The organism is uncultured Cyclobacterium sp. (assembly GCF_963977555.1).
GTDB lineage: Bacteria > Bacteroidota > Bacteroidia > Cytophagales > Cyclobacteriaceae > Cyclobacterium.
The window spans coordinates 334449-353221 of sequence record NZ_CAXBPD010000002.1 but is presented as its reverse complement, the minus strand read 5'-3'; the positions used below and the strand labels follow the sequence as shown (position 1 = coordinate 353221).

Genomic DNA, 18773 nt, shown 5'->3' with positions numbered 1-18773 from the left:
ATGATCTTCGTGAACCTATATGAAATCAGCGTGAAAGTACCTTATAATTGCGTGAAGGAAAACCATTAATTGGATTTTATATACAAGTTTTGTGTTTTTAATCAATAACTAATGCATTTCATACTTAGTGAATGCTTTATGAAGGTTAAACAATATGAGTTATATTAATTTCAAATAAATATTATAATACAGTTGAAATTTTATTTTCCTAATTGATAAGTTCGTGTACGTTAACATCAATTGTAAAACCAATTTTACTTTATAGTCTTACCTTGCTATTGAAAACCATAAATATAAAAAACAGCTAAGCCTGCATTTATTTAAGATAAAATCACTAAATTAAAATATTAATTTTTGCTTTTAAATACACATTAATTCTATTTACCCAGCTTAAAATGTTTTTCAAATATAACAGCCAAGTAGTGCTATTTCTCAGCAAATACCTTAAATAAAAGTCCAACTTAATGTTATCCCAGATTTCAGATTACTAATCACCAAACACCAAACCTATATGAAAGTCCTAATTGTAGAAGATGATCCTTTTATTGCAGATGATCTAAAATTTGAAATAAGCACTAGATTTCCCGCAGGAATTTCTGAAATTATTGGACCAGCAACAAATTATGCAGATGCTGTTTCCTTGATCTATTCTTCCTCCCCAGACTTGGTATTGCTTGACATTTCTTTAGGGGAAGACAAGGATGCAGGAATAAGGTTAGCCCATTTTATCAATCAACAGATCTGTATCCCTATCATTTTCTTATCTGGACTACCAAAGCAAATAGGATTTGATCAAGCAAAATTCCTATGCCCTTTTGATTTTATCCACAAGCCTTTTGACCCAGGTATACTTGCGGAGAAAATAGAATTGGCAATTATCTATCAGTCGCAAAGAAAAAATATTGGCCAAACAAATTTAAGCTCAACGCCAGGGGCTCATAATAAATTAATGGTTACTACAGGATTTAATGAAATCACAGCTATCCCTGTACGAAACCTAATTTTATTAGAGGCCGATGACAAAATTATCAGGGCATTTACTACCAACAACAAACAAAGTATAGATTTTACTTCTCCAGGTTTAAAAAATTTTTATAAAAACAATCTTTTTATGCTGAAAGACTTCTACCAACTCAATCGAAAACATGTGTTCAATCTAAACATGGTGCACAAAATAAAAAACAATCATATTCTTATTCCAAAGCTTTCCAATGGTCTAGGGAATACCACTGAAGGATTCTTCCAGCTTCCTATACCCAAGAATGGAGACAGTAAAAAACTGCTTTATGCCAGACTAGGGTATAAAAATTAAGTTAAAATATCATCTTGTTTCATCCTTAATTAAATAATGCTTGCTTTTTATACCTGACCCAATTATCAATAAACCTGCCTGAGACTTATTGAAAATATTAAATATTACTTTAATCCGATTCTAATGCACCTGGGGAAATAACATTTTAAAATCTTCTCATGATTTAAATTTTTTAAGCATTGTTGCAGCGTAGCGACAATGCTCAAAAATCATAGTAGACTCATTATTGCATCCAAGCGCTAAAAGCGTGGGTGAAAAGAATCCCACCGCCTAGGGCTCACAGGCTTAATTATCTATTTCAGCCTTGTTTTTTACCGTTTCTGCTATGGTTTCAGTAAGTTTCCCACTGCCACTTTTTACCGATGAAACATTATATTGCTCGATGGCTTGTTTTAAAAAGTCGGGGGTCTATTGAAGTTGGTGATAACGCCCTTTTAAAAAGTGCTCATAGGCAGAAACACTACGTGTTAAAGCTTGAATCAAATGGTCCCTAATCTCCAAATACCCAAAATTCTCTCGTATTTGGTCTGCAATTAGCAAGCCGATTTCATCCTGCAAAGCAAAAATATCTTGCATTTGTCGGTCAAAATTCTCGTACCAATAATGCCGCCCATTTTTGGCATTATTTTACAGCATTTTTCTTGGAGGATAAAGAAATGGGCGGATGGCAGCAAAGCCTATCAATTAGTGTAGAAATTTTGTGAAACCGACCTTATTAAAGTTAAAGGTTGTATGGTCTTTGACCTTAAAAACCCCTGAGTAATAGCTTTTCTTTACCGGCTCCCAATCGGACTGAGAAATTAGCAAATCTGACAGGAAAAGAATGGCCGTAAAAATGCTAACAAGAATAATTTTAAACTTTTTCATTTGACTTATTCATCAACAATTATTGGTTCAAATATGAAAAAGTAAAATGGACCTTTTGTTCGGAGTTATAATTCCGAACCTTATTAATCGGAATAGGATAAATTTTTTCACAATTCACTACAACTTGCTGAAATTAGTGCTCTAAGTTTTACCTATGAAAAGCATAAACGCCATCTTTTGGTACTAAAAAAGGTATGAAACGAACGTTCCATACCTTCTCCAACCGGCCCACACCGGATTGGTTTTCTTTGTTGGGGAATTCAACTCTTAAATCACCTATTTCACTTGGCTCGATGTTCCAAATAAGCGTCCAAATAATGCTGATTCATTTCATCACTATCTCCATATTTCTTTCTAACCTCTTCTAATTTATCATGCATCATTTTCTGAACGTCTGCATAGGCTGGATCATCATATACACTCTTCATCTCTGAAGGGTCTTTTTCCAAGTCATACAATTCCCACTCATCTATGTCATAGTAAAAATGAATAAGTTTATAACGTTTGGTAGAAACGCCATAATGCCTTTTAACCTGATGTTCGGCAGGATATTCATAATAAGTATAATAGACAGCATCCCTAAACTCCTCAGTTTTACCTGACACCACATCTCTAAAAGATTCCCCTTGGATTTCCTCCGGTATGTCTACACCTGCATAATCTAAAAAGGTGGGAGCAAAATCAAGATTTTGCACCAACTGGTCAAAACTACTTCCAGCTTTAATCTCCTTAGGATATTTCATTAGCAAAGGTGTTCTAAAAGATTCCTCGTACATAAATCTTTTGTCAAACCAGCCATGTTCACCCAAGTAAAATCCTTGATCCGAAGTATATACCACAATGGTGTTTTCATCTAATCCAGTCTCTTTTAAGTAATCCAACAACTCCCCGACACCGTCATCTACAGACTTGATTGTTCTGAGGTAATCTTTGATATAGCGATTGTATTTCCACAAAGCCAATTCTTTACCACTTAGATTGGCATCTAGCATGGCCTTATTTTTAGGCTCATAAGCTGCCAGCCAGTCTTCCAATTGTTCTGGGTTCATTCGCTTTAATTGATTTACCAACCAGGTAGTGTCTCCGTTGGTAGGGTCAATTTGGAATTTAAAATCATGCCCCCAACGGGCATGCCCATCAATTTCCATTTCTTGTGTTTTAGCAGCAGTGCCCCTACCTTCATAATCGTCAAAGAAATTAGCTGGAGGATCAAAAGTAACATCGTCATATAATGTCAAATACTCTTGGGCAGGTTTCCAGTTTCTATGTGGAGCTTTTTGGTGATAAAGCAAAAGAAAAGGCTTGTCTTCCTTTCGGTCATTCTTCAACCAACTCAAGACCGCATCTGTGATAATATCTGTACAGTATCCTTCAATCTGCTTCTTTTCACCATTGATTAAAAAATCAGGATTGTAATAATGCCCCTGACCAGGAAGCACCATAGAAAAGTCAAAGCCTTGTGGCAAACCATCCATGTGGATTTTTCCTATCATCGCTGTCTGGTAGCCATTGGCTTGAAGCAGTTTAGGGAAGTTGTCCTGGTTCCAATCAAAAGGCTGAATGTTATCCACCTTGCCATTGATAAAACTGTGTTTGCCAGTTAACATTACAGCACGACTAGGTGCACAAATAGAATTGGTAACTGTAGCCCTATGAAAGATCGCTCCTTCATCCGCTATTCTATCAATATTAGGAGTTTCATTAAGACCAGAACCATAGGCACTTATCGCTTGATAAGCATGATCATCACTCATTATAAAGATAATATTCGGCCGGGTATTCTCTTTCACTACCTCTGGTTTACAACTTATGATACCTGCAACAAAGGCCAGGTACAGGCTAAATAGCAATAGTCTTCTCATATTTTTTTTATAAATCTGATGGCTTCAAAACAAAATTAAGGCGTAAGTTAAATATTTTATATTAAAATTTTACAAAACCTTTTCTTTCCCTCGCTAATTAGCGGAGCAATTAAATTGATAATTAAAATCTTATTGCAAATTGAATCATATTGCTTTTCTTTTTAGGGCTTTTACAGCATGATCCACAGCCCTTGCTGTAAAAGCCATATAGGTAAGGCTAGGGTTTTGAGTACCTGTAGAAGTCATGGAAGCCCCGTCAGTGACATATACATTTGGGCAAGCATGCATTTGATGGTGCTTACCCAAAAGGGAGGTTTTAGGGTCTTTGCCCATTCTTACTCCTCCCATTTCATGTATGTCCAGCCCTGGTGCTTGACCACTATCATTTTGTCTAATATCCTTACAGCCCGCCTTTTCTAGCATTTCTGCTCCTTGATCCAAAAAATCTCTAAGGGACTTTTCATCGTTTTCATCATAACCCACATCTACCCTTAACTGCGGCATGCCCCATTTATCTCTTAACTTATCATCCAAATAAACCCTGTTTTCAAGCTTGGGGATGGTTTCTCCCTGCATCATCATAAACACCCCCCAAGGGCCCACTTCTGAGTTGGAAGCTTTAAACTCCGGTCCGAAATCCGTATTCCTGGCATTTCCCCACCCTGCCCTGGCTGCTGAATAAAAGGTCATGTATCCTCGGAGAAAATCCATTTCCTGCTTTTTCACATTTCTAAAGTTAGGCATCATGATGGCTGTAGGCCTCCTCCCATAATAATAATCCTCAAGAAAACCATCCATTTTGGCAGACAATGAGCCCCTGTAATTGTGAAACGCAATATGTGTTCCTAACAAACCGTTGTCGTTTCCCAATCCTTCAGGAAATCGTTTGGATTTCGAATTGAGTAAAATTAGATTGGAGTTTAGAGCGGAGGCATTTACAAAAATCACCTTGGCAAAAAATTCAGTCGTCTCCATGGTCTCCGCATCGACCACTTGTACGCCTGTTACTTTTCCTTTCGCATCATCGTATATCAGCGAATGAACCACTGAATGTGGTCGAATAGTAAGATTCCCCGTAGCTTCGGCAGCGGGTAAGGTAGAAGAGTTCGAACTAAAATAAGCGCCAAATGGACATCCCCTTTGACACATGCTTCTTGCCATGCATTGGCCACGCCCCTGCGCCAAGTGATGGGCTGCAGGTTGGGTGAGGTGGGCACATCTACCAATTACAAAGTTCCTATCCGGATAGGCTTCATTTACTTTTTGCTGAATGGTTTTTTCAACCTTGTTCATTTCCCAAGCAGGTAAAAACTCTCCGTCAGGCAAGGTTTCTAACCCATCTTTATTTCCACTGACACCAATAAAACGCTCAACATAGCTGTACCAAGGCGCTATGTCCTCATAGCGAATAGGCCAGTCCACTGCGAACCCATCTCTTCCAGGACCTTCAAAATCATATTTGCTCCATCTTTGCACCTGTCTGGCCCATAGCAAGGATTTACCCCCCACCTGGTAACCTCTAATCCAATCAAAAGGCTTGTCCTGAACGTAGGGGTGTTCCTTGTCTTTCACAAAAAAATGATCTGCATCGTCTTTAAACGCATAGCATCTCGACACAATAGGGTTATCTTTTTTTACCTCAAGTGACATTTGGCCACGTAATGGAAATTCCCAAGGCGGCGTATGCATCGTAGGATAATCCTCCTTATGTGTTACATTCTTACCTCTTTCAAGTACGAGGGTTTTTAAACCTTTCTCGCACAATTCCTTAGCGGCCCATCCACCACTAATCCCTGAGCCAATAACAATGGCATCATACGTATTTTTACTCATTTATATTTTCTTTATTCGTAACGCAGTGATTCTATCGGGTCTAGTTTACTGGCTTTATAGGCGGGCAAAAGTCCTGAAAATAAGCCTACCAAAATACAAACCACAAAAGAAAAAATTATCCAAACCCAAGGAATTAGAAATCCTCCTGGCCCCACTGTATTGCCTACAATATTGCCTATACCAATTCCCATAATTACCCCTAAAACCCCTCCCATAACACAAATCACAATGGCTTCAATTAAGAACTGTTGCCGGATACGTAATGGGGTAGCTCCCATTGCCTTCCTGATACCTATTTCTCTGGTTCTTTCGGTCACAGACACCAACATAATGTTCATTAACCCAATAGATGCACCTAATAGGGTAATAAAGCCTATCCCAAATCCCCCAATCCTTAGATATCCGGCTATTTCTTCAAGGCTTTCTCCGAGGGTCTGCGATTTTACCACCTCAAATGAATCCTCCATTCCTACACCATCTTCGCGGACAGTACGCATAATACCTGTTGCCTGTCCCATTTCGTTTTGCAACTGCAATGGGTCTTGTCCAGCTATGGTTATGGTATATCTAAAACTTCCACGATTGTCGAGATTCCGTGCATTTAAGATCGGAATAATGATGGCCCTGTCAGCACCTGAATCACCTCCAACTCCACCTTGTTTTTCCATAATCCCCACGATGGTATACCGCTTTCCATAAAATGAAATGTACTGGTTTAGGGGATCTTCCCTATCCTCAAAAAGCGTCTTTTGGATTTCTGTACCTATAACACAGACATTGTTCCCATATTCAATTTCCACATTGCTAAAACTTCTTCCTTTCTCTATTGCTATACCCTTTATTAAAAAATAATTCTCGTCTCCACCGATAATACGACTATTAGGATTGGTTTTCTTAGAGTCCTTTTTTACCTCTGCTGAACCTGACACGAAGGTGGTAATTGAGGACACTCCTCTCTGATTGTATTTATCCTTAAATTCAGAAGCTTCTCTAAAGGTAATGTTAGGGTAATTTTTGGGTGCTATTCCTGCAGTAGTAGCCCTTCCTCCAGAAAATCCTTTGCTTCTTACATCAAAATTATTAGCACCAAAGCCAGAAAGACTTTCTTCGATTTGGGCCTTCATCGCATCAATGGCCGTTAGCATTCCCACCAGGGAGGTGATGCCAATGGCTATAATAAGACCAGTAAGAATGGTTCTGAGAAGGTTTGATTTTACTGACCTAAAGGCTTCTCTTATATTTTCGAGCAGATTCATAGCTTGTCCGTAAATGGGCAATAATTAATTTTATTCCTGTCTTTTCCGTTAATATTAACCAAAAATACCCTTCATTAAAAGGAATCAAACGTTTTTAATTGTTTTTAACATTAGGGTTTATTCAGGATTTAGCGCAAGTTTTTAAAACAGCTACCAAAAGAGTAAAGAGGCAATGCTAAAAACAAAACACTGTCCAAGCCTAGTTGGCGATAAATAACTTGTAAAGTTCAGCCTGAATGATCAGCCCATAATGGATTTGATTTTAATGCATTCTATCTCCTCTGATTTCCAGGTCTTTCAATACTTCTTTTTCATGCGCCAACCATTCTTGCCAACGTAACTCCACCCTATCAGGATCCTGATATTTTTTTGCCAACTGTATGAAATTCACATAATGTCCCGCTTCAGATATCATGAGTTCATGGTAAAAATCACACAACTCTTTGTCTTTTAGGTTTTTCCATAGCAACTTAAACCGTTCACAAGACCTGGCTTCTATGAGGGCATTCATCAATAGTAACTCTGAAAGCTGGTCCTTACGGCTCCCCCCTTTTTTCACGAAAGATTGAAGCTGGACTACATAATTGTCTTTTCTTGGAAAGCCAAACTTATATCCCCGTTTCCTTATTTGTTGCATCACAGCATCGAAATGTTGCCATTCTTCTGCTACCACTGGCGTAAGTACATTGACCATCTCGTCAAATTCCGGGTATTTGATGATCATGGAGATGCATGAGGAAGCTGCCTTCTGCTCGCAATAAGCATGATCAACCAATATGGCTTCCAAACTTATGCTTGCTATGTCCACCCACCTAGGGTCGGTAGGTAAATCCAACCGCAACATTTTATTTTTTGTCGATTCCTGCCAGCTCATTTTATCTTTAGTCAAAAAAGTACCAACTAATCCCAACGTCCAACATCCCTTTTAACCCAGTATAATCTGGAGTAATAAAATATCCGTCATTGGCCATTTGTCCAGCATTCAGGTGATTGTACCTAAACAATACCCTGGTTCTATTGATACGGAAATTAAGAAATGCATCAGCAACAGGGTAAGCATAAACATTAAAATTATCTTGCAGGTAAAATTGCTGTGTTGCAGGCATGTATGCTGGTGCATAATTATCGCTTCGGTACCTACCTTCGATTCCTAACTGCACATATACATGGTCATCAAATAATGGCCCATCAAAGAAAAATCTCGTATTGACAAAAAGTTCTGGGATACGAAATTTATCTGCGGCACCTCCGGTTATCAAAGTATAATAAGCTTCAGATTGCCAGTGAAATTTTCCCCCAAAAACCAAATGGGATTCCAACCCAGGAATTACCATAAAGGCTTCAGATGAAATCTGTTCCGGCACCATTTCTTCATTGTAATAAATGTAATTGTTAATTCTATTGATGGTTAAATTTGGTCTAATCTTGTAATTCTTAAAATCCCCTTTGATTGTACCTTTAATTTGATCTACCCCAGTACTTGAAAAATCATTGCTCCACTTATAATGATTGCCATTGTATTGCTGTTGCATCATATTCGGCTTGTAAAGCGCTTTGGTATAGCTTACGTCCAAAAATGGAGAAATGAACAAGCCTTTTATTCGATAACCATCAGGAATAAGGTACTCCCCTTCAGCCTCAAAAACCCAATTTTCATTAATCTCCCCACGCAGGGCACCACCTAGGGACAGCTCTGTAAAGGAGTTGTTAGAGGTGAAAAACCGACTGGCCATCCTTCCTGTCCTTAATTTAATAAAGGCATTGTAATAAACAGGCCCAAAATCACCTTTAAATCCTATTTCATTTTTCCATTCAGAAAAATGATTGTGGTTGTTAGTTGTATCCTCTTTGCTGAATAAGTTGTCTTCATTTTGTGAATTGAACCGATTGCTATTAAAAAAGGTAGAGTCTGAAGTTCCCAAATCAGAGAAGAAAGTGACCGCTTGTTTCTTTTTATCGAATACATGATAAGCTTGCCATCCCTTTAGTATTTCGTATTCCTGATAAAGGTGGTAGTTCTGCCTTAAATCAACGGCCTTGGAATTACTCAGCCACACCTTGGCATCTTCATAAGTAAAATACAAAGAAGTGGTATCTACTCCTGGGGGAATAATCCCTCCTTGTTCATTTACATTGTGCTTCATTCTGGTAATGGTACCCAGCAAAAAATACTTACCGTTATCAGACTTATAGTTGGAATGGATCTCATAAGAATCATTCACCACATTGTGGTCATCTCTCGTGGTTGGGTTGAGGGTTTTTGTAGCCCTAATGGTATGATACCCTATCCCAATATTCCAATTAGGCGTGATATTCCTGGCAAAGCCAATGTCCAATTTATTTCGATTTCCTCCACCAAAAAAAGCCTCAATTTTGGTATAAGGCGATTTAGTGTTGTAATACCGGATGCTGTCCGGGGTATTGTGGTAAATGTCATAGGAATGAAAGCCTGAAGTTCTTCCAACTTGTGCTGGAACATCATAAAAAACAGGCCTGGCCGCTGTTCCCAAATTACCAAGGTCTTGGTATTTGTACCAGGTATCGGCCACAGCCTCGTAATTATGAAAGCCTGTAAGCGAAGTGTCCAATTCCAATTTCTTGAACCTATTGTTTCTAATGAAGTTTTCGTAATAATAAAGCGAAGTCCTCGGCCCATAAACCATTTTAGTAGAATCGTCTAACAGGCCTTTTTTCATGGCATTGTTCCCTTTCTCCTCATCTGAGAGCGGTTCTTTAGGCCTTTGTTGCTGCTGCGCCAATGTAGGAACCATTAAAGCAGCAGTTAATGCTAAAAGCACGAAGAAAATTCTCGGGTTAAATTTCACTATCCGCATTTTTGTTTATGATCATGCTTTTAATAATCTTCAAAAGCTTTTCTTCTTCTATTGGCTCCATATCCACCTCCACAGGCAACACAAAAACCGGAATATTTTTTATCAATTCCAACAATTTACTGTCCTTCAATTTTACGGCATCTTTCTCTGTGGTCAAAATGCTTACATTGTGGGCTGAATGCTTATTGTAAATATCATTAATTCGGGCCATATCTTTTGGGCTGTAGAAGTGATGATCAGGAAAAGCCACGGTTTCCAGTACCACTTTTTGCATGGCTTCTAGTTTTAAACGTATTGGTTCAGGATCTACTATACCTGTAACCAATATAAATTTATCACTGGGATTGAGGAACTTCAGATTTAATGGGTAAGGTAGCCCATATTTAAGCCCGGCAAAAAAGACGGGCTTTTCTACCTGAAGATAGGTGAAAACCTGTCCTTTGATGCTGTCTTTTTCTTGCTCCTTCAATTTATCGGGGCATTTCGTAACCACTATCACATCAGCCCTCCTCACATTCTTTCTTCCTTCTCTCAATCTACCCACCGGTAGCAAATAATCATTGAAGAACGGGTTTTTATAAGTTGTCAGCAAAATATTAAGGTCAGCTAAAAGATACCTGTGCTGGAATGCATCATCGAGTACTATGGCTTCAACTTCTGGATTTTCTGCCAGGATCATGGGTATGGCAAGAATCCTTTCCTCTCCAACTGCCACAGTCACTTTATCTTTAAACTTGGAATAGATCTGGAAAGGCTCATCTCCTATTTCACTTGGAGAACTATCTCCCTTTGCCAATCTGTATCCGGCTGTTTTCCTTCCGTAACCTCTACTTAAAACAGCCAGATTAAAGGCCGATGAAAATCGATTTATCAAAAACTCCACGAAGGGCGTTTTTCCGGTCCCCCCCACCGCCAGATTCCCAACAACAACTGTGGGCACCTCGAAAGGTTGACTTCTTTTAAGGCCTGCATCAAACATCTTGTTTCTCAATGAAGTGATCCCATCGTAGATAAGGGCAAATGGAAACAGTAAAAAATCAACAAAACGCATTGGTGTTTTTTTTGTAGTTTTGAGAGTAAAACGAAAGCAAATATATGGTTTATTTGATTAAGGATATCATATCTTACCTGGAAAACCTAGCGCCAACGGCCTACCAGGAAAGTTATGACAATGCAGGATTAATTGTAGGCAACCCCTTGGCCGAGGTAAATGGGATCATTTGTTCACTCGATGTCACGGAGGAAGTGGTATTGGAGGCCAAAGCGAAAAAATGCAACCTAATTGTAGCGCACCATCCGATTATTTTTCGAGGCCTCAAGCGTTTGACTGGCAAAGACTATATCGAACGTACGGTCATTTCCGCTATCAAAAATGACATTGCCATTTACGCCATTCACACTAACCTGGATGCTGTTAGCCATGGTGTCAACCTTAAGATCTCGGAAAAAATAGGCTTATTGAACCCTCAAATTCTTGCCCCTAAAAAAGGCATTATATCCAAGCTAACCACCTTTATTCCAAAAGGAAATGTTGATCAGGTACTGGAAAAATTATATGCCGCAGGTGCTGGAAACATAGGGAATTATTCCAATTGTAGCTTCAGGTCTGAAGGAGTAGGAAGTTTTTTACCGAAGGAAGGGGCTCAGCCAACACTTGGAGAGAAAGGAGCGCTTTCGGCTATAGAAGAGACAAGGGTGGAATTAATATTTCCCAGCCACCTGGAAAATAAAATCATCAACACCTTAAAAACGGCACATCCTTATGAAGAAGTGGCCTATTACCTTCAGATTTTGGAAAACAAAAACCAAGAAGTAGGTTCTGGTATGGTCGGCACATTGCCGAAACCTCTGATGGGTAAAGATTTTCTGCTACATTTAAAAGCTTCGATGGGGCTTCAAGTAATAAAACATACGGCTATTTCAAATAAAAAAGTAAGTAAGATTGCCATTTGTGGAGGGGCAGGTATTTTTCTTTTGGGTCATGCCAAAAGCGCTGGAGCGGACGTTTTTGTGACTGCTGACATCAAATACCACGAGTTTTTTGATGCTGAAAAGGATATCTTATTGACCGACATAGGACACTATGAGAGTGAAATTTACACAAAAGAACTATTAAAAGACATATTGTCACGAAAATTTAGTAATATTGCAACCTATTTGACAAATGTAATTACAAATCCTATAAGTTACCTATAGTACATGGAAAGTCCAGTCGCACAAAAATTAGAAGCAATTCTCAACTTACAAAATATCGATTCCCGTCTTGATGCAATATTTAAGGTGAGGGGAGCACTTCCTGAGGAAGTCCAGGATTTGGAAGATGAGATAATAGGATACGAAACCCGTTTAAGCAAATTTAATGCTGATATATCCTCCATGGAGGACGAAATCAAAAAGTACAAAGATGCCATAAAAGATTCCGAAAAGCTGATCAAAAAATACCAGGATCAGCAAATGAATGTAAGGAATAATAGGGAATACGATGCAATCACTAAGGAATTGGAATTGCAAGATCTCGAAATCCAGGTATCTAAAAAGAAGATTACCGAAACTCAGGTAAGAATTGAAAGCAAGCAAAAGGATATCGAAGCCCTTAATGACATCTTAAAAGACAGGCAAAAAGATCTGGACCAAAAGAAAGGTGAACTTGATACCATCGTCTCTGAAAGTGAAAATGAAGAGAAGAAGCTTAAGAACGACATGGAAAAAGCTGCCAAGAAGGTAGATGCCCGGTTAATCAAATCCTACGACAAGATCAGAACCAATGCTAAAAATGGTTTGGCTGTTGTACTCGTTAAGCGTGGCGCCTGTGGAGGTTGTTTCAATATAGTTCCTCCTCAGAGACAAGCTGAGATTAGAGAAAGAAAGAAAATCATAGTATGTGAGCATTGCGGTAGAATACTTGCCGGAGTTGAAGATGAAGTCGTCGAAGAACCAACTCCAAAAAGAAAAAGAAGCAGCAAAGCATAAACCTAAAAAATCCGGAAATTAAATTTCCGGATTTTTTTTATATTTAATCCAATTCCCTTGTTGACTCGTATATTATAATTGTATATATTACGATTCTATGAAAAAGGTATTTTTGGTTCTTACGACATGTATCCTTACATTTCTCTCTATTGCAAAAGAGAGATCTGACAAAACCTTTTTGATTATTTTTGACAAGGATGAGCTGGCTTACCACCAAGCCAACCCCAGTATTATGGAGGTGAATTTTTCAAACGCTTTCGATACCAAACTCTATTTAGGAAACTCTGAAACAGCCTTATTGGTAACTGTACCATTTGCGGATTGGACTGTTTGTGAAATGGGACAAGCCATAGTAAAGGTCTCCAATAGTAAGGAGTTACCTTTAGAACAAGTTGCATTTAGAATCATTGACCTACATGCAAGTCAGCAAAACTTCAAATCATTGGTTTCTGAATCGCTAGACCAGAACCTCAAATCAAAAAGCCCTCTTGTAAAGCTTAACCTATAGGATCCTTGACAATAGTCGGGGATGGATGGTAACTATCCAGGTAAACGACGCCATCGCTTCTCTCTTCCAGGACATAACAACATAAGTTCTCATGTCTAAAAGCATCCATGTATCTTAAATCATACCCCAAAGCAACGGTCATAAGTATTCTGATGGCTCTTCCATGCATGCAAACGAGGATATTTTCGCCGCCTGCCTCGAGAATATGATCGAAAGCACGCTTTAATCGTTTCGCCACTTCCACTGGAGATTCTCCACCATCTATTTTGTGACCTAGTTCTCCGGACGACCATCGTCCCAACATGTCAAGATAATATTGATTTTCCTGATGATCCATGGGCAATCCTTCATAATTCCCCCAAGAGATCTCATTTAAATCTACCAATTTCTCCTCCGGTATTTCTGGATTTAAAAATTTCGCTATTGATTGCCTCGTCCTGATCAGTCCAGAATAATAAATATGATCAAAGGGAATGCCTTTAAAATTCTCATAAAAAGCCGCTGCCTGCATTTCACCTGTGGAATTAATGGGCGCATCAATACCACTTCCCTGCACTACCCCTTTAAGGTTATAGTCAGTTTGCCCATGCCTTACCACATATATTTTTTTTGTCCTCAAGATTTCCTTAATTTTGGTTCAAGGTTCAAAGAAAAAAATTTTATCTCATATAACATGATATTTAAGAAGAAACCCGACACGGATTTTTTAAATAATCTTGGAAAGGACAATATGCCGGGATTTCTTGAAATTAATTTCACTGCTATAGGAGATGATTTCCTAGAAGCAGAAATGCCAGTTAACAATAAAACCAAACAGCCTATGGGCTTGTTACATGGTGGAGCCAATGTGGTATTGGCTGAAACATTGGGATCTCTTGCTGCTATGCTTTCACTAGAAAATGAAAATGAATACGCTGTTGGATTAGAAATCAATGCCAACCACCTTCGATCTGTTAGAGAAGGAAAAGTAAGAGGTAGAGCGATGCCCGTTCACCTCGGAAGAAAAACGCAGGTTTGGGAGATTAAAATTTGGGATGATAAAGACAAACTATCCTGCATTAGCCGGTTAACCGTGGCTATTTTACAAAAGTAAAACCTATGGAAGCCACCAATACATTCATAAATGCCTCCAAAGAGCTTGTAATTTCCTCGCTTTTGGTAAATGGGCTTAGAAACAATGCGGCCATAGCCATTTGGCGAAAACCTGGTTCCTCGACTGTTGAAGCCATTACTGATAAAGATCAGGAAGGATACATAGGTCAATTGAAGGATTTGGATCTCCTCCCCCCTGGATTCATGATTCACCCATTTATAAGCTCTCAACTTCACCCTCCACTCTACATTAAAGCAACCGACTACTTCTCTTTTAGTCTCAATGAGGAAGCAAATGATGCCTCATACATAGGGAATCTACCGGACATAGGGGAAGGTAAGCCAGCAGAACTGGCGGTTGAAATTAGAGAATTCATCCATAAATCTCAACCCAAGGTTACTGTTAGGACTACAACAAGATCAAACTTTATCGAAACAGTTAAAAAGGCCATTGAAGCAATCAATTCTGGAGAATTATTTAAAGTAGTCCCAGCAAAGGTAAAAAGCATTGCTTTACCTAATAATTTTGACCTGGCCTCAGTTTTTCTAAACCTTTGTAAAGCTTACCCCAATGCCTTTATCAATTGTTTTTATAGTGAAAAAACGGGCCTTTGGATCGGAGCAAGCCCCGAAACCCTGATCAAAACCAAGGGCGACAAATTTTTCACCATGGCTTTGGCTGGTACTCAAAAAGCAAAAGGAGAAAACCCACTTAAAAATGCTGCCTGGACGCAAAAGGAAATCGAAGAGCAGGCATTGGTAAGCCGCTATATTGTGGATTGCTTCAAAAAAATCCGACTTAGAGAATACAGTGAAATAGGCCCTAAAACCACTGTGGCAGGAGATCTTTTACACCTTAAATCCGAATTTTTAGTGGACATGAAAAGCACAAACTTCCCCCAGCTTGGCAGTGTCATGCTTGAACTTTTGCATCCTACTTCAGCTATTTGTGGAATGCCCAAAGAAAAAGCAATGAAATTTCTACAGTCAGAGGAGCGCTTTGACCGATCCTATTTCGCCGGGTTCGTAGGGCCGGTAAACATGAATGAAGAAACATCATTGTTTGTTAATCTCCGTTGCGCTAAATTAGACAATAAAGAGACCTTGCTATTTGCCGGTGCAGGTATTACTGAAGACTCAGTACCGGAAAAAGAATGGGAAGAGACTGAATTGAAATGTAATATTATTGGCCAGTTTATTCAACCCAAACAGTAATTTTGATACTTCCCCAACTCACCTACCTTGCCTCTATCTGTGCCAATAGTGGCATCACTGAAGCCATACTTTCTCCCGGCTCACGCTGCGCACCTATTTCTCTAGCTTTTATCCGCCATCCAGACATCCATTGCAGGGTGATACCCGATGAGAGGTCAGCCGCATTTATTGCCATGGGCATGGCCCAGCAACGCAACAAACCTGTAGTTCTGATTTGTACCAGCGGCTCTGCCGTATTGAATTACGCGCCGGCTATAGCTGAAGCTTTTTACCAGCAAATCCCTCTTTTGGTTTTAACAGCGGATAGGCCACAAGAATGGATTGAACAATGGGATGGTCAAACCATTCGTCAGGAAAACATATACAGCTCCTATATAAAATCAAGTTTCACCTTTCCGGATGAAGTCTCCCATCCCGATAAACTATGGCATGCTAAAAGAATAGCTAAGGAAGCCATCATCCAATCAAGTGAGTCTCCAATGGGACCTGTACACATCAACATACCTTTGAGAGAACCATTTTATCCAAGTCAGGAAGAACAGTATCCTTTTGAAGATACAGACCTTGAGCCAACATTAGACCTTCACCAAATCACATCCAAATTAAAAGAGGAAAGCGCTGTTCAGATTAAATCACAGTTAAATAAATTTAAAAAAGTAATGGTACTGGCGGGCCAACAGCGACCAGATACGAAAATCAAGGATTTACTGAAAACTATTGCTGAAAACCATCAGGCGGTAGTAGTTACAGATGTAATCAGTAATATGTCTCAGGAAGGCGCAATTGAACACCATGACTTCTTTTTAGCCAATCATACCAGTGAGATGGTACCTGACCTGATCATTAGCTTTGGTAAATCAATTATCTCGAAGGCTCTAAAGCTTTTTTTAAGGGAAAATAAAATTGTACATTGGCACATTCAGGCTAACGGACAAGTCCCAGATCCATTTCAGCATCTTAGCCAAATCATTCGGCTAAGCCCGGCATCATTTTTAGATTTCTTTCAAAAAGAATCACTTCCAATAAACGTTGATTTTGAGAAGGAATGGTATCATAAAAACGCTACCATCAAAGCAAATTTACCCGCAGTGTTAGCGGCTGCACCCTTTGGGGAGCTGAAAGCACTAGACAAGGTTTTAAACGCCCTTCCCTCCTATGGGAAAATACATATAGCCAATAGCATGGCCATTAGAAATGTGAATTTTTTAGGACTTAGGGGAGATGACCTGGAAATAATTTGCAATAGAGGCACCAGTGGAATTGATGGATCTAATAGCACAGCGGTGGGTTGTACTTTTACTACAAAAGAGCCAGTCGTATTACTCACTGGGGACATGGCTTTTTTTTACGACAGAAATGCTTTCTGGCACCAGTATAATTTACCCAATTTACGTTTGGTCCTATTTAACAATCATGGTGGTGGTATCTTTAGGATGATAGATGGGCCGGCGGCATTGCCCGAAATGGCTGAATATTTTGAAACCCATCAAAAATTAACTGCGGATAAAATGGCAAGCGAATTTGGATTTCAGTACCAAGTCGTACAGACCATGGAAGCGTTACAATTGGCCTTGAAAGAATTTTTTCAAACATCTATTAAGCCAAAAATCCTTGAGATTAAAAGTGATAGTGAAGTCAATACTAAGGCGCTTAAAATGATCAAGGCCGCTTTGAAGGTAAATTGATCCTGGTTTTTAAGAATTAATAAGGAAGCTTCTAGCGACTTTAAACTTGAATTTAATAGGATACTTAAAGCCTGTCCTCTGTTTACAGGAAGAGCTGTAATGGCAAAAAAATCAGGACGTCTGTAAACTTTAGCATAGTATGACTATGCTAAAATTGGCCACATCATCGAAGTGGCTGATATAGTCGGCCGCGACGAATCAGCGTGTAATAGATTGTCTATTCCATATTCCAGGTTTAATCAATCTGCCACCCTTTGTTCCTAATTAAAATTTATACCTAGGATTAATCCATCGGAGCCAAATTTTCGTTAAATTTAGAGTGAAATTAAAAATTTAGATCAAACATTGGTTTGTTTTTTCTACCTTTAACGCACTGATAATAAACCTATAATTCATGCGACAGGAATTGACAGATAAAGAAAATGCCCCACTGGACAATATAGAAGATTGGGAGGCTGATTTGAAAGTAAGGTACCCCAAGCCAAAGTCCGAAGAGGCCAAAAGCAAAACAGATTACCGAAATTACCATGACTCTGAACGCGTAGCAACAGTCAAGGAATTTTACCGCCTCAATCATCAATACCAGACCGTCGGTTTTGTTAATCAAAAACAATCAGAATTTCTAAAGTTTGACAAAAAGGAAATGCCTTTTTGGGAGGCTATTGATTACCTCAATACACTTGTAGATGATTCTGATCCTGACACCAGTCTTGACCAGCTCCAGCACCTACTCCAAACCTCTGAAGCCATAAGAGCAGATGGTCACCCAGATTGGTTTGTATTAACTGGTTTTATCCATGATTTGGGCAAGGTATTGTGCTTGTTTGACGAGCCCCAATGGGCGGTAGTTGGAGACACCTTCCCTGTTGGTTGCAAGCATTCTGATAAAATTGTATATCCGGAATATTTTGCTGCAAATCCTGACAGCAAGGATGAGCGGTACAATACAAAATATGGGGTCTATGAGAAAAATACAGGTCTTGATAATGTTCAAATGTCATGGGGACACGATGAATACCTTTACCAAATCCTAAAAGATTTCCTCCCTGAACCTGCATTGTACATGATCAGGTACCATTCATTTTATTCCCAGCATAGGGAAAATGCATACGACCATTTGATGAGCGATCACGACAGAGAAATGTTCAAATGGGTAGACAAATTCAACCCTTATGATTTGTATTCCAAGGTCCCTGTTCCTCCAGATTCCAAAGCATTAAAACCCTATTATGAAGACTTGGTTGCTAAATACCTTCCCGCAACCATAAAATTTTAATTACCTCATACAATAAACCCAAACCTTAATTGCTGCTCATCAAAAACTGAGCAGCAATTTAAT

General features: G+C 39.0%; 15 protein-coding genes. 8 read left to right on the top strand and 7 right to left on the bottom strand.

Features of this window, described 5'->3' with window-relative positions; translation table 11 throughout:
- Positions 1-511: 511 nt before the first annotated feature.
- Positions 512-1312: a response regulator gene (locus AAC073_RS03740; RefSeq protein WP_339922495.1), complete on the top strand. Its 801-nt coding sequence runs from the start codon at positions 512-514 to the stop codon at positions 1310-1312.
- 1148 nt (positions 1313-2460) lie between these two features.
- Here AAC073_RS03740 and AAC073_RS03735 read toward each other — a convergent pair.
- The 6 genes from AAC073_RS03735 to lpxK form a co-directional block, all read right to left on the bottom strand.
- Positions 2461-4041 carry a sulfatase gene (locus AAC073_RS03735; protein ID WP_339922493.1) on the bottom strand — a complete coding sequence of 527 codons (1581 nt, stop codon included), beginning with the start codon at positions 4039-4041 and terminating at the stop codon, positions 2461-2463.
- 144 nt (positions 4042-4185) lie between these two features.
- Positions 4186-5874: a GMC family oxidoreductase gene (locus AAC073_RS03730; RefSeq protein WP_339922492.1), complete on the bottom strand. Its 1689-nt coding sequence runs from the start codon at positions 5872-5874 to the stop codon at positions 4186-4188.
- 11 nt (positions 5875-5885) lie between these two features.
- Positions 5886-7130 (bottom strand): ABC transporter permease, encoded by a 1245-nt coding sequence (locus AAC073_RS03725; protein WP_339922491.1) that lies wholly within the window; start codon positions 7128-7130, stop codon positions 5886-5888.
- Positions 7131-7392: 262 nt separating this feature from the next.
- A complete protein-coding gene (locus tag AAC073_RS03720; RefSeq protein WP_339922490.1) occupies positions 7393-8004 on the bottom strand; it encodes a tRNA-(ms[2]io[6]A)-hydroxylase in 612 nt (203 codons plus the stop codon).
- 7 nt (positions 8005-8011) lie between these two features.
- Positions 8012-9964, bottom strand: coding sequence for a putative porin (locus AAC073_RS03715; RefSeq protein ID WP_339922489.1), 1953 nt, complete (start codon positions 9962-9964; stop codon positions 8012-8014).
- On the bottom strand, positions 9945-11015 hold the full coding sequence (gene lpxK / locus AAC073_RS03710; RefSeq protein WP_339922488.1) for a tetraacyldisaccharide 4'-kinase: 1071 nt from the start codon (positions 11013-11015) through the stop codon (positions 9945-9947). Before lpxK ends, AAC073_RS03715 begins: the two co-directional genes overlap by 20 nt.
- 44 nt (positions 11016-11059) lie before the next feature.
- On the opposite strand from lpxK, the gene AAC073_RS03705 reads away from it, so the two are divergent.
- The 3 genes from AAC073_RS03705 (at position 11060) to AAC073_RS03695 (ending at position 13442) form a co-directional block, all read left to right on the top strand.
- Positions 11060-12160, top strand: a complete 1101-nt coding sequence (locus tag AAC073_RS03705; RefSeq protein ID WP_339922487.1) for a Nif3-like dinuclear metal center hexameric protein — start codon at positions 11060-11062, stop codon at positions 12158-12160.
- Between the two features lie 3 nt (positions 12161-12163).
- Positions 12164-12934 carry a C4-type zinc ribbon domain-containing protein gene (locus AAC073_RS03700; protein WP_339922485.1) on the top strand — a complete coding sequence of 257 codons (771 nt, stop codon included), beginning with the start codon at positions 12164-12166 and terminating at the stop codon, positions 12932-12934.
- Between the two features lie 97 nt (positions 12935-13031).
- Positions 13032-13442, top strand: coding sequence for a hypothetical protein (locus AAC073_RS03695; RefSeq protein WP_339922484.1), 411 nt, complete (start codon positions 13032-13034; stop codon positions 13440-13442).
- Here AAC073_RS03695 and AAC073_RS03690 read toward each other — a convergent pair.
- The gene (locus tag AAC073_RS03690) at positions 13432-14061 is read right to left on the bottom strand and encodes a histidine phosphatase family protein (RefSeq protein WP_339922483.1); all 630 of its coding nucleotides are present in this window, start codon (positions 14059-14061) and stop codon (positions 13432-13434) included. The two genes, AAC073_RS03695 and AAC073_RS03690, sit on opposite strands and share 11 nt — an antisense overlap.
- Before the next feature lie 54 nt (positions 14062-14115).
- Here AAC073_RS03690 and AAC073_RS03685 point away from each other — a divergent pair, with 54 nt between their 5' ends.
- The 4 genes from AAC073_RS03685 (at position 14116) to AAC073_RS03670 (ending at position 18710) form a co-directional block, all read left to right on the top strand.
- Positions 14116-14535 (top strand): hotdog fold thioesterase, encoded by a 420-nt coding sequence (locus AAC073_RS03685; protein WP_339922481.1) that lies wholly within the window; start codon positions 14116-14118, stop codon positions 14533-14535.
- A gap of 5 nt (positions 14536-14540) precedes the next feature.
- Entirely contained in the window at positions 14541-15749 is a 1209-nt protein-coding gene (locus AAC073_RS03680) for a chorismate-binding protein (protein WP_339922480.1), read from the top strand.
- A 2-nt stretch (positions 15750-15751) separates the two neighbouring features.
- The gene (menD, locus tag AAC073_RS03675) at positions 15752-17434 is read left to right on the top strand and encodes a 2-succinyl-5-enolpyruvyl-6-hydroxy-3-cyclohexene-1-carboxylic-acid synthase (RefSeq protein ID WP_339922479.1); all 1683 of its coding nucleotides are present in this window, start codon (positions 15752-15754) and stop codon (positions 17432-17434) included.
- Between the two features lie 394 nt (positions 17435-17828).
- Positions 17829-18710 (top strand): inositol oxygenase family protein, encoded by an 882-nt coding sequence (locus AAC073_RS03670; RefSeq protein ID WP_339922478.1) that lies wholly within the window; start codon positions 17829-17831, stop codon positions 18708-18710.
- Positions 18711-18773 lie beyond the last annotated feature (63 nt).

Bases quoted from the DNA above. Each gene is read 5' to 3' on its own strand.
- AAC073_RS03740 (WP_339922495.1), top strand. From the start codon at position 512: ATGAAAGTCCTAATTGTAGAAGATGATCCTTTTATTGCAGATGATCTA.
- AAC073_RS03735 (WP_339922493.1), bottom strand. From the start codon at position 4,041: ATGAGAAGACTATTGCTATTTAGCCTGTACCTGGCCTTTGTTGCAGGT.
- AAC073_RS03730 (WP_339922492.1), bottom strand. From the start codon at position 5,874: ATGAGTAAAAATACGTATGATGCCATTGTTATTGGCTCAGGGATTAGT.
- AAC073_RS03725 (WP_339922491.1), bottom strand. From the start codon at position 7,130: ATGAATCTGCTCGAAAATATAAGAGAAGCCTTTAGGTCAGTAAAATCA.
- AAC073_RS03720 (WP_339922490.1), bottom strand. From the start codon at position 8,004: ATGAGCTGGCAGGAATCGACAAAAAATAAAATGTTGCGGTTGGATTTA.
- AAC073_RS03715 (WP_339922489.1), bottom strand. From the start codon at position 9,964: ATGCGGATAGTGAAATTTAACCCGAGAATTTTCTTCGTGCTTTTAGCA.
- lpxK (WP_339922488.1), bottom strand. From the start codon at position 11,015: ATGCGTTTTGTTGATTTTTTACTGTTTCCATTTGCCCTTATCTACGAT.
- AAC073_RS03705 (WP_339922487.1), top strand. From the start codon at position 11,060: ATGGTTTATTTGATTAAGGATATCATATCTTACCTGGAAAACCTAGCG.
- AAC073_RS03700 (WP_339922485.1), top strand. From the start codon at position 12,164: ATGGAAAGTCCAGTCGCACAAAAATTAGAAGCAATTCTCAACTTACAA.
- AAC073_RS03695 (WP_339922484.1), top strand. From the start codon at position 13,032: ATGAAAAAGGTATTTTTGGTTCTTACGACATGTATCCTTACATTTCTC.
- AAC073_RS03685 (WP_339922481.1), top strand. From the start codon at position 14,116: ATGATATTTAAGAAGAAACCCGACACGGATTTTTTAAATAATCTTGGA.
- AAC073_RS03680 (WP_339922480.1), top strand. From the start codon at position 14,541: ATGGAAGCCACCAATACATTCATAAATGCCTCCAAAGAGCTTGTAATT.
- AAC073_RS03670 (WP_339922478.1), top strand. From the start codon at position 17,829: ATGCGACAGGAATTGACAGATAAAGAAAATGCCCCACTGGACAATATA.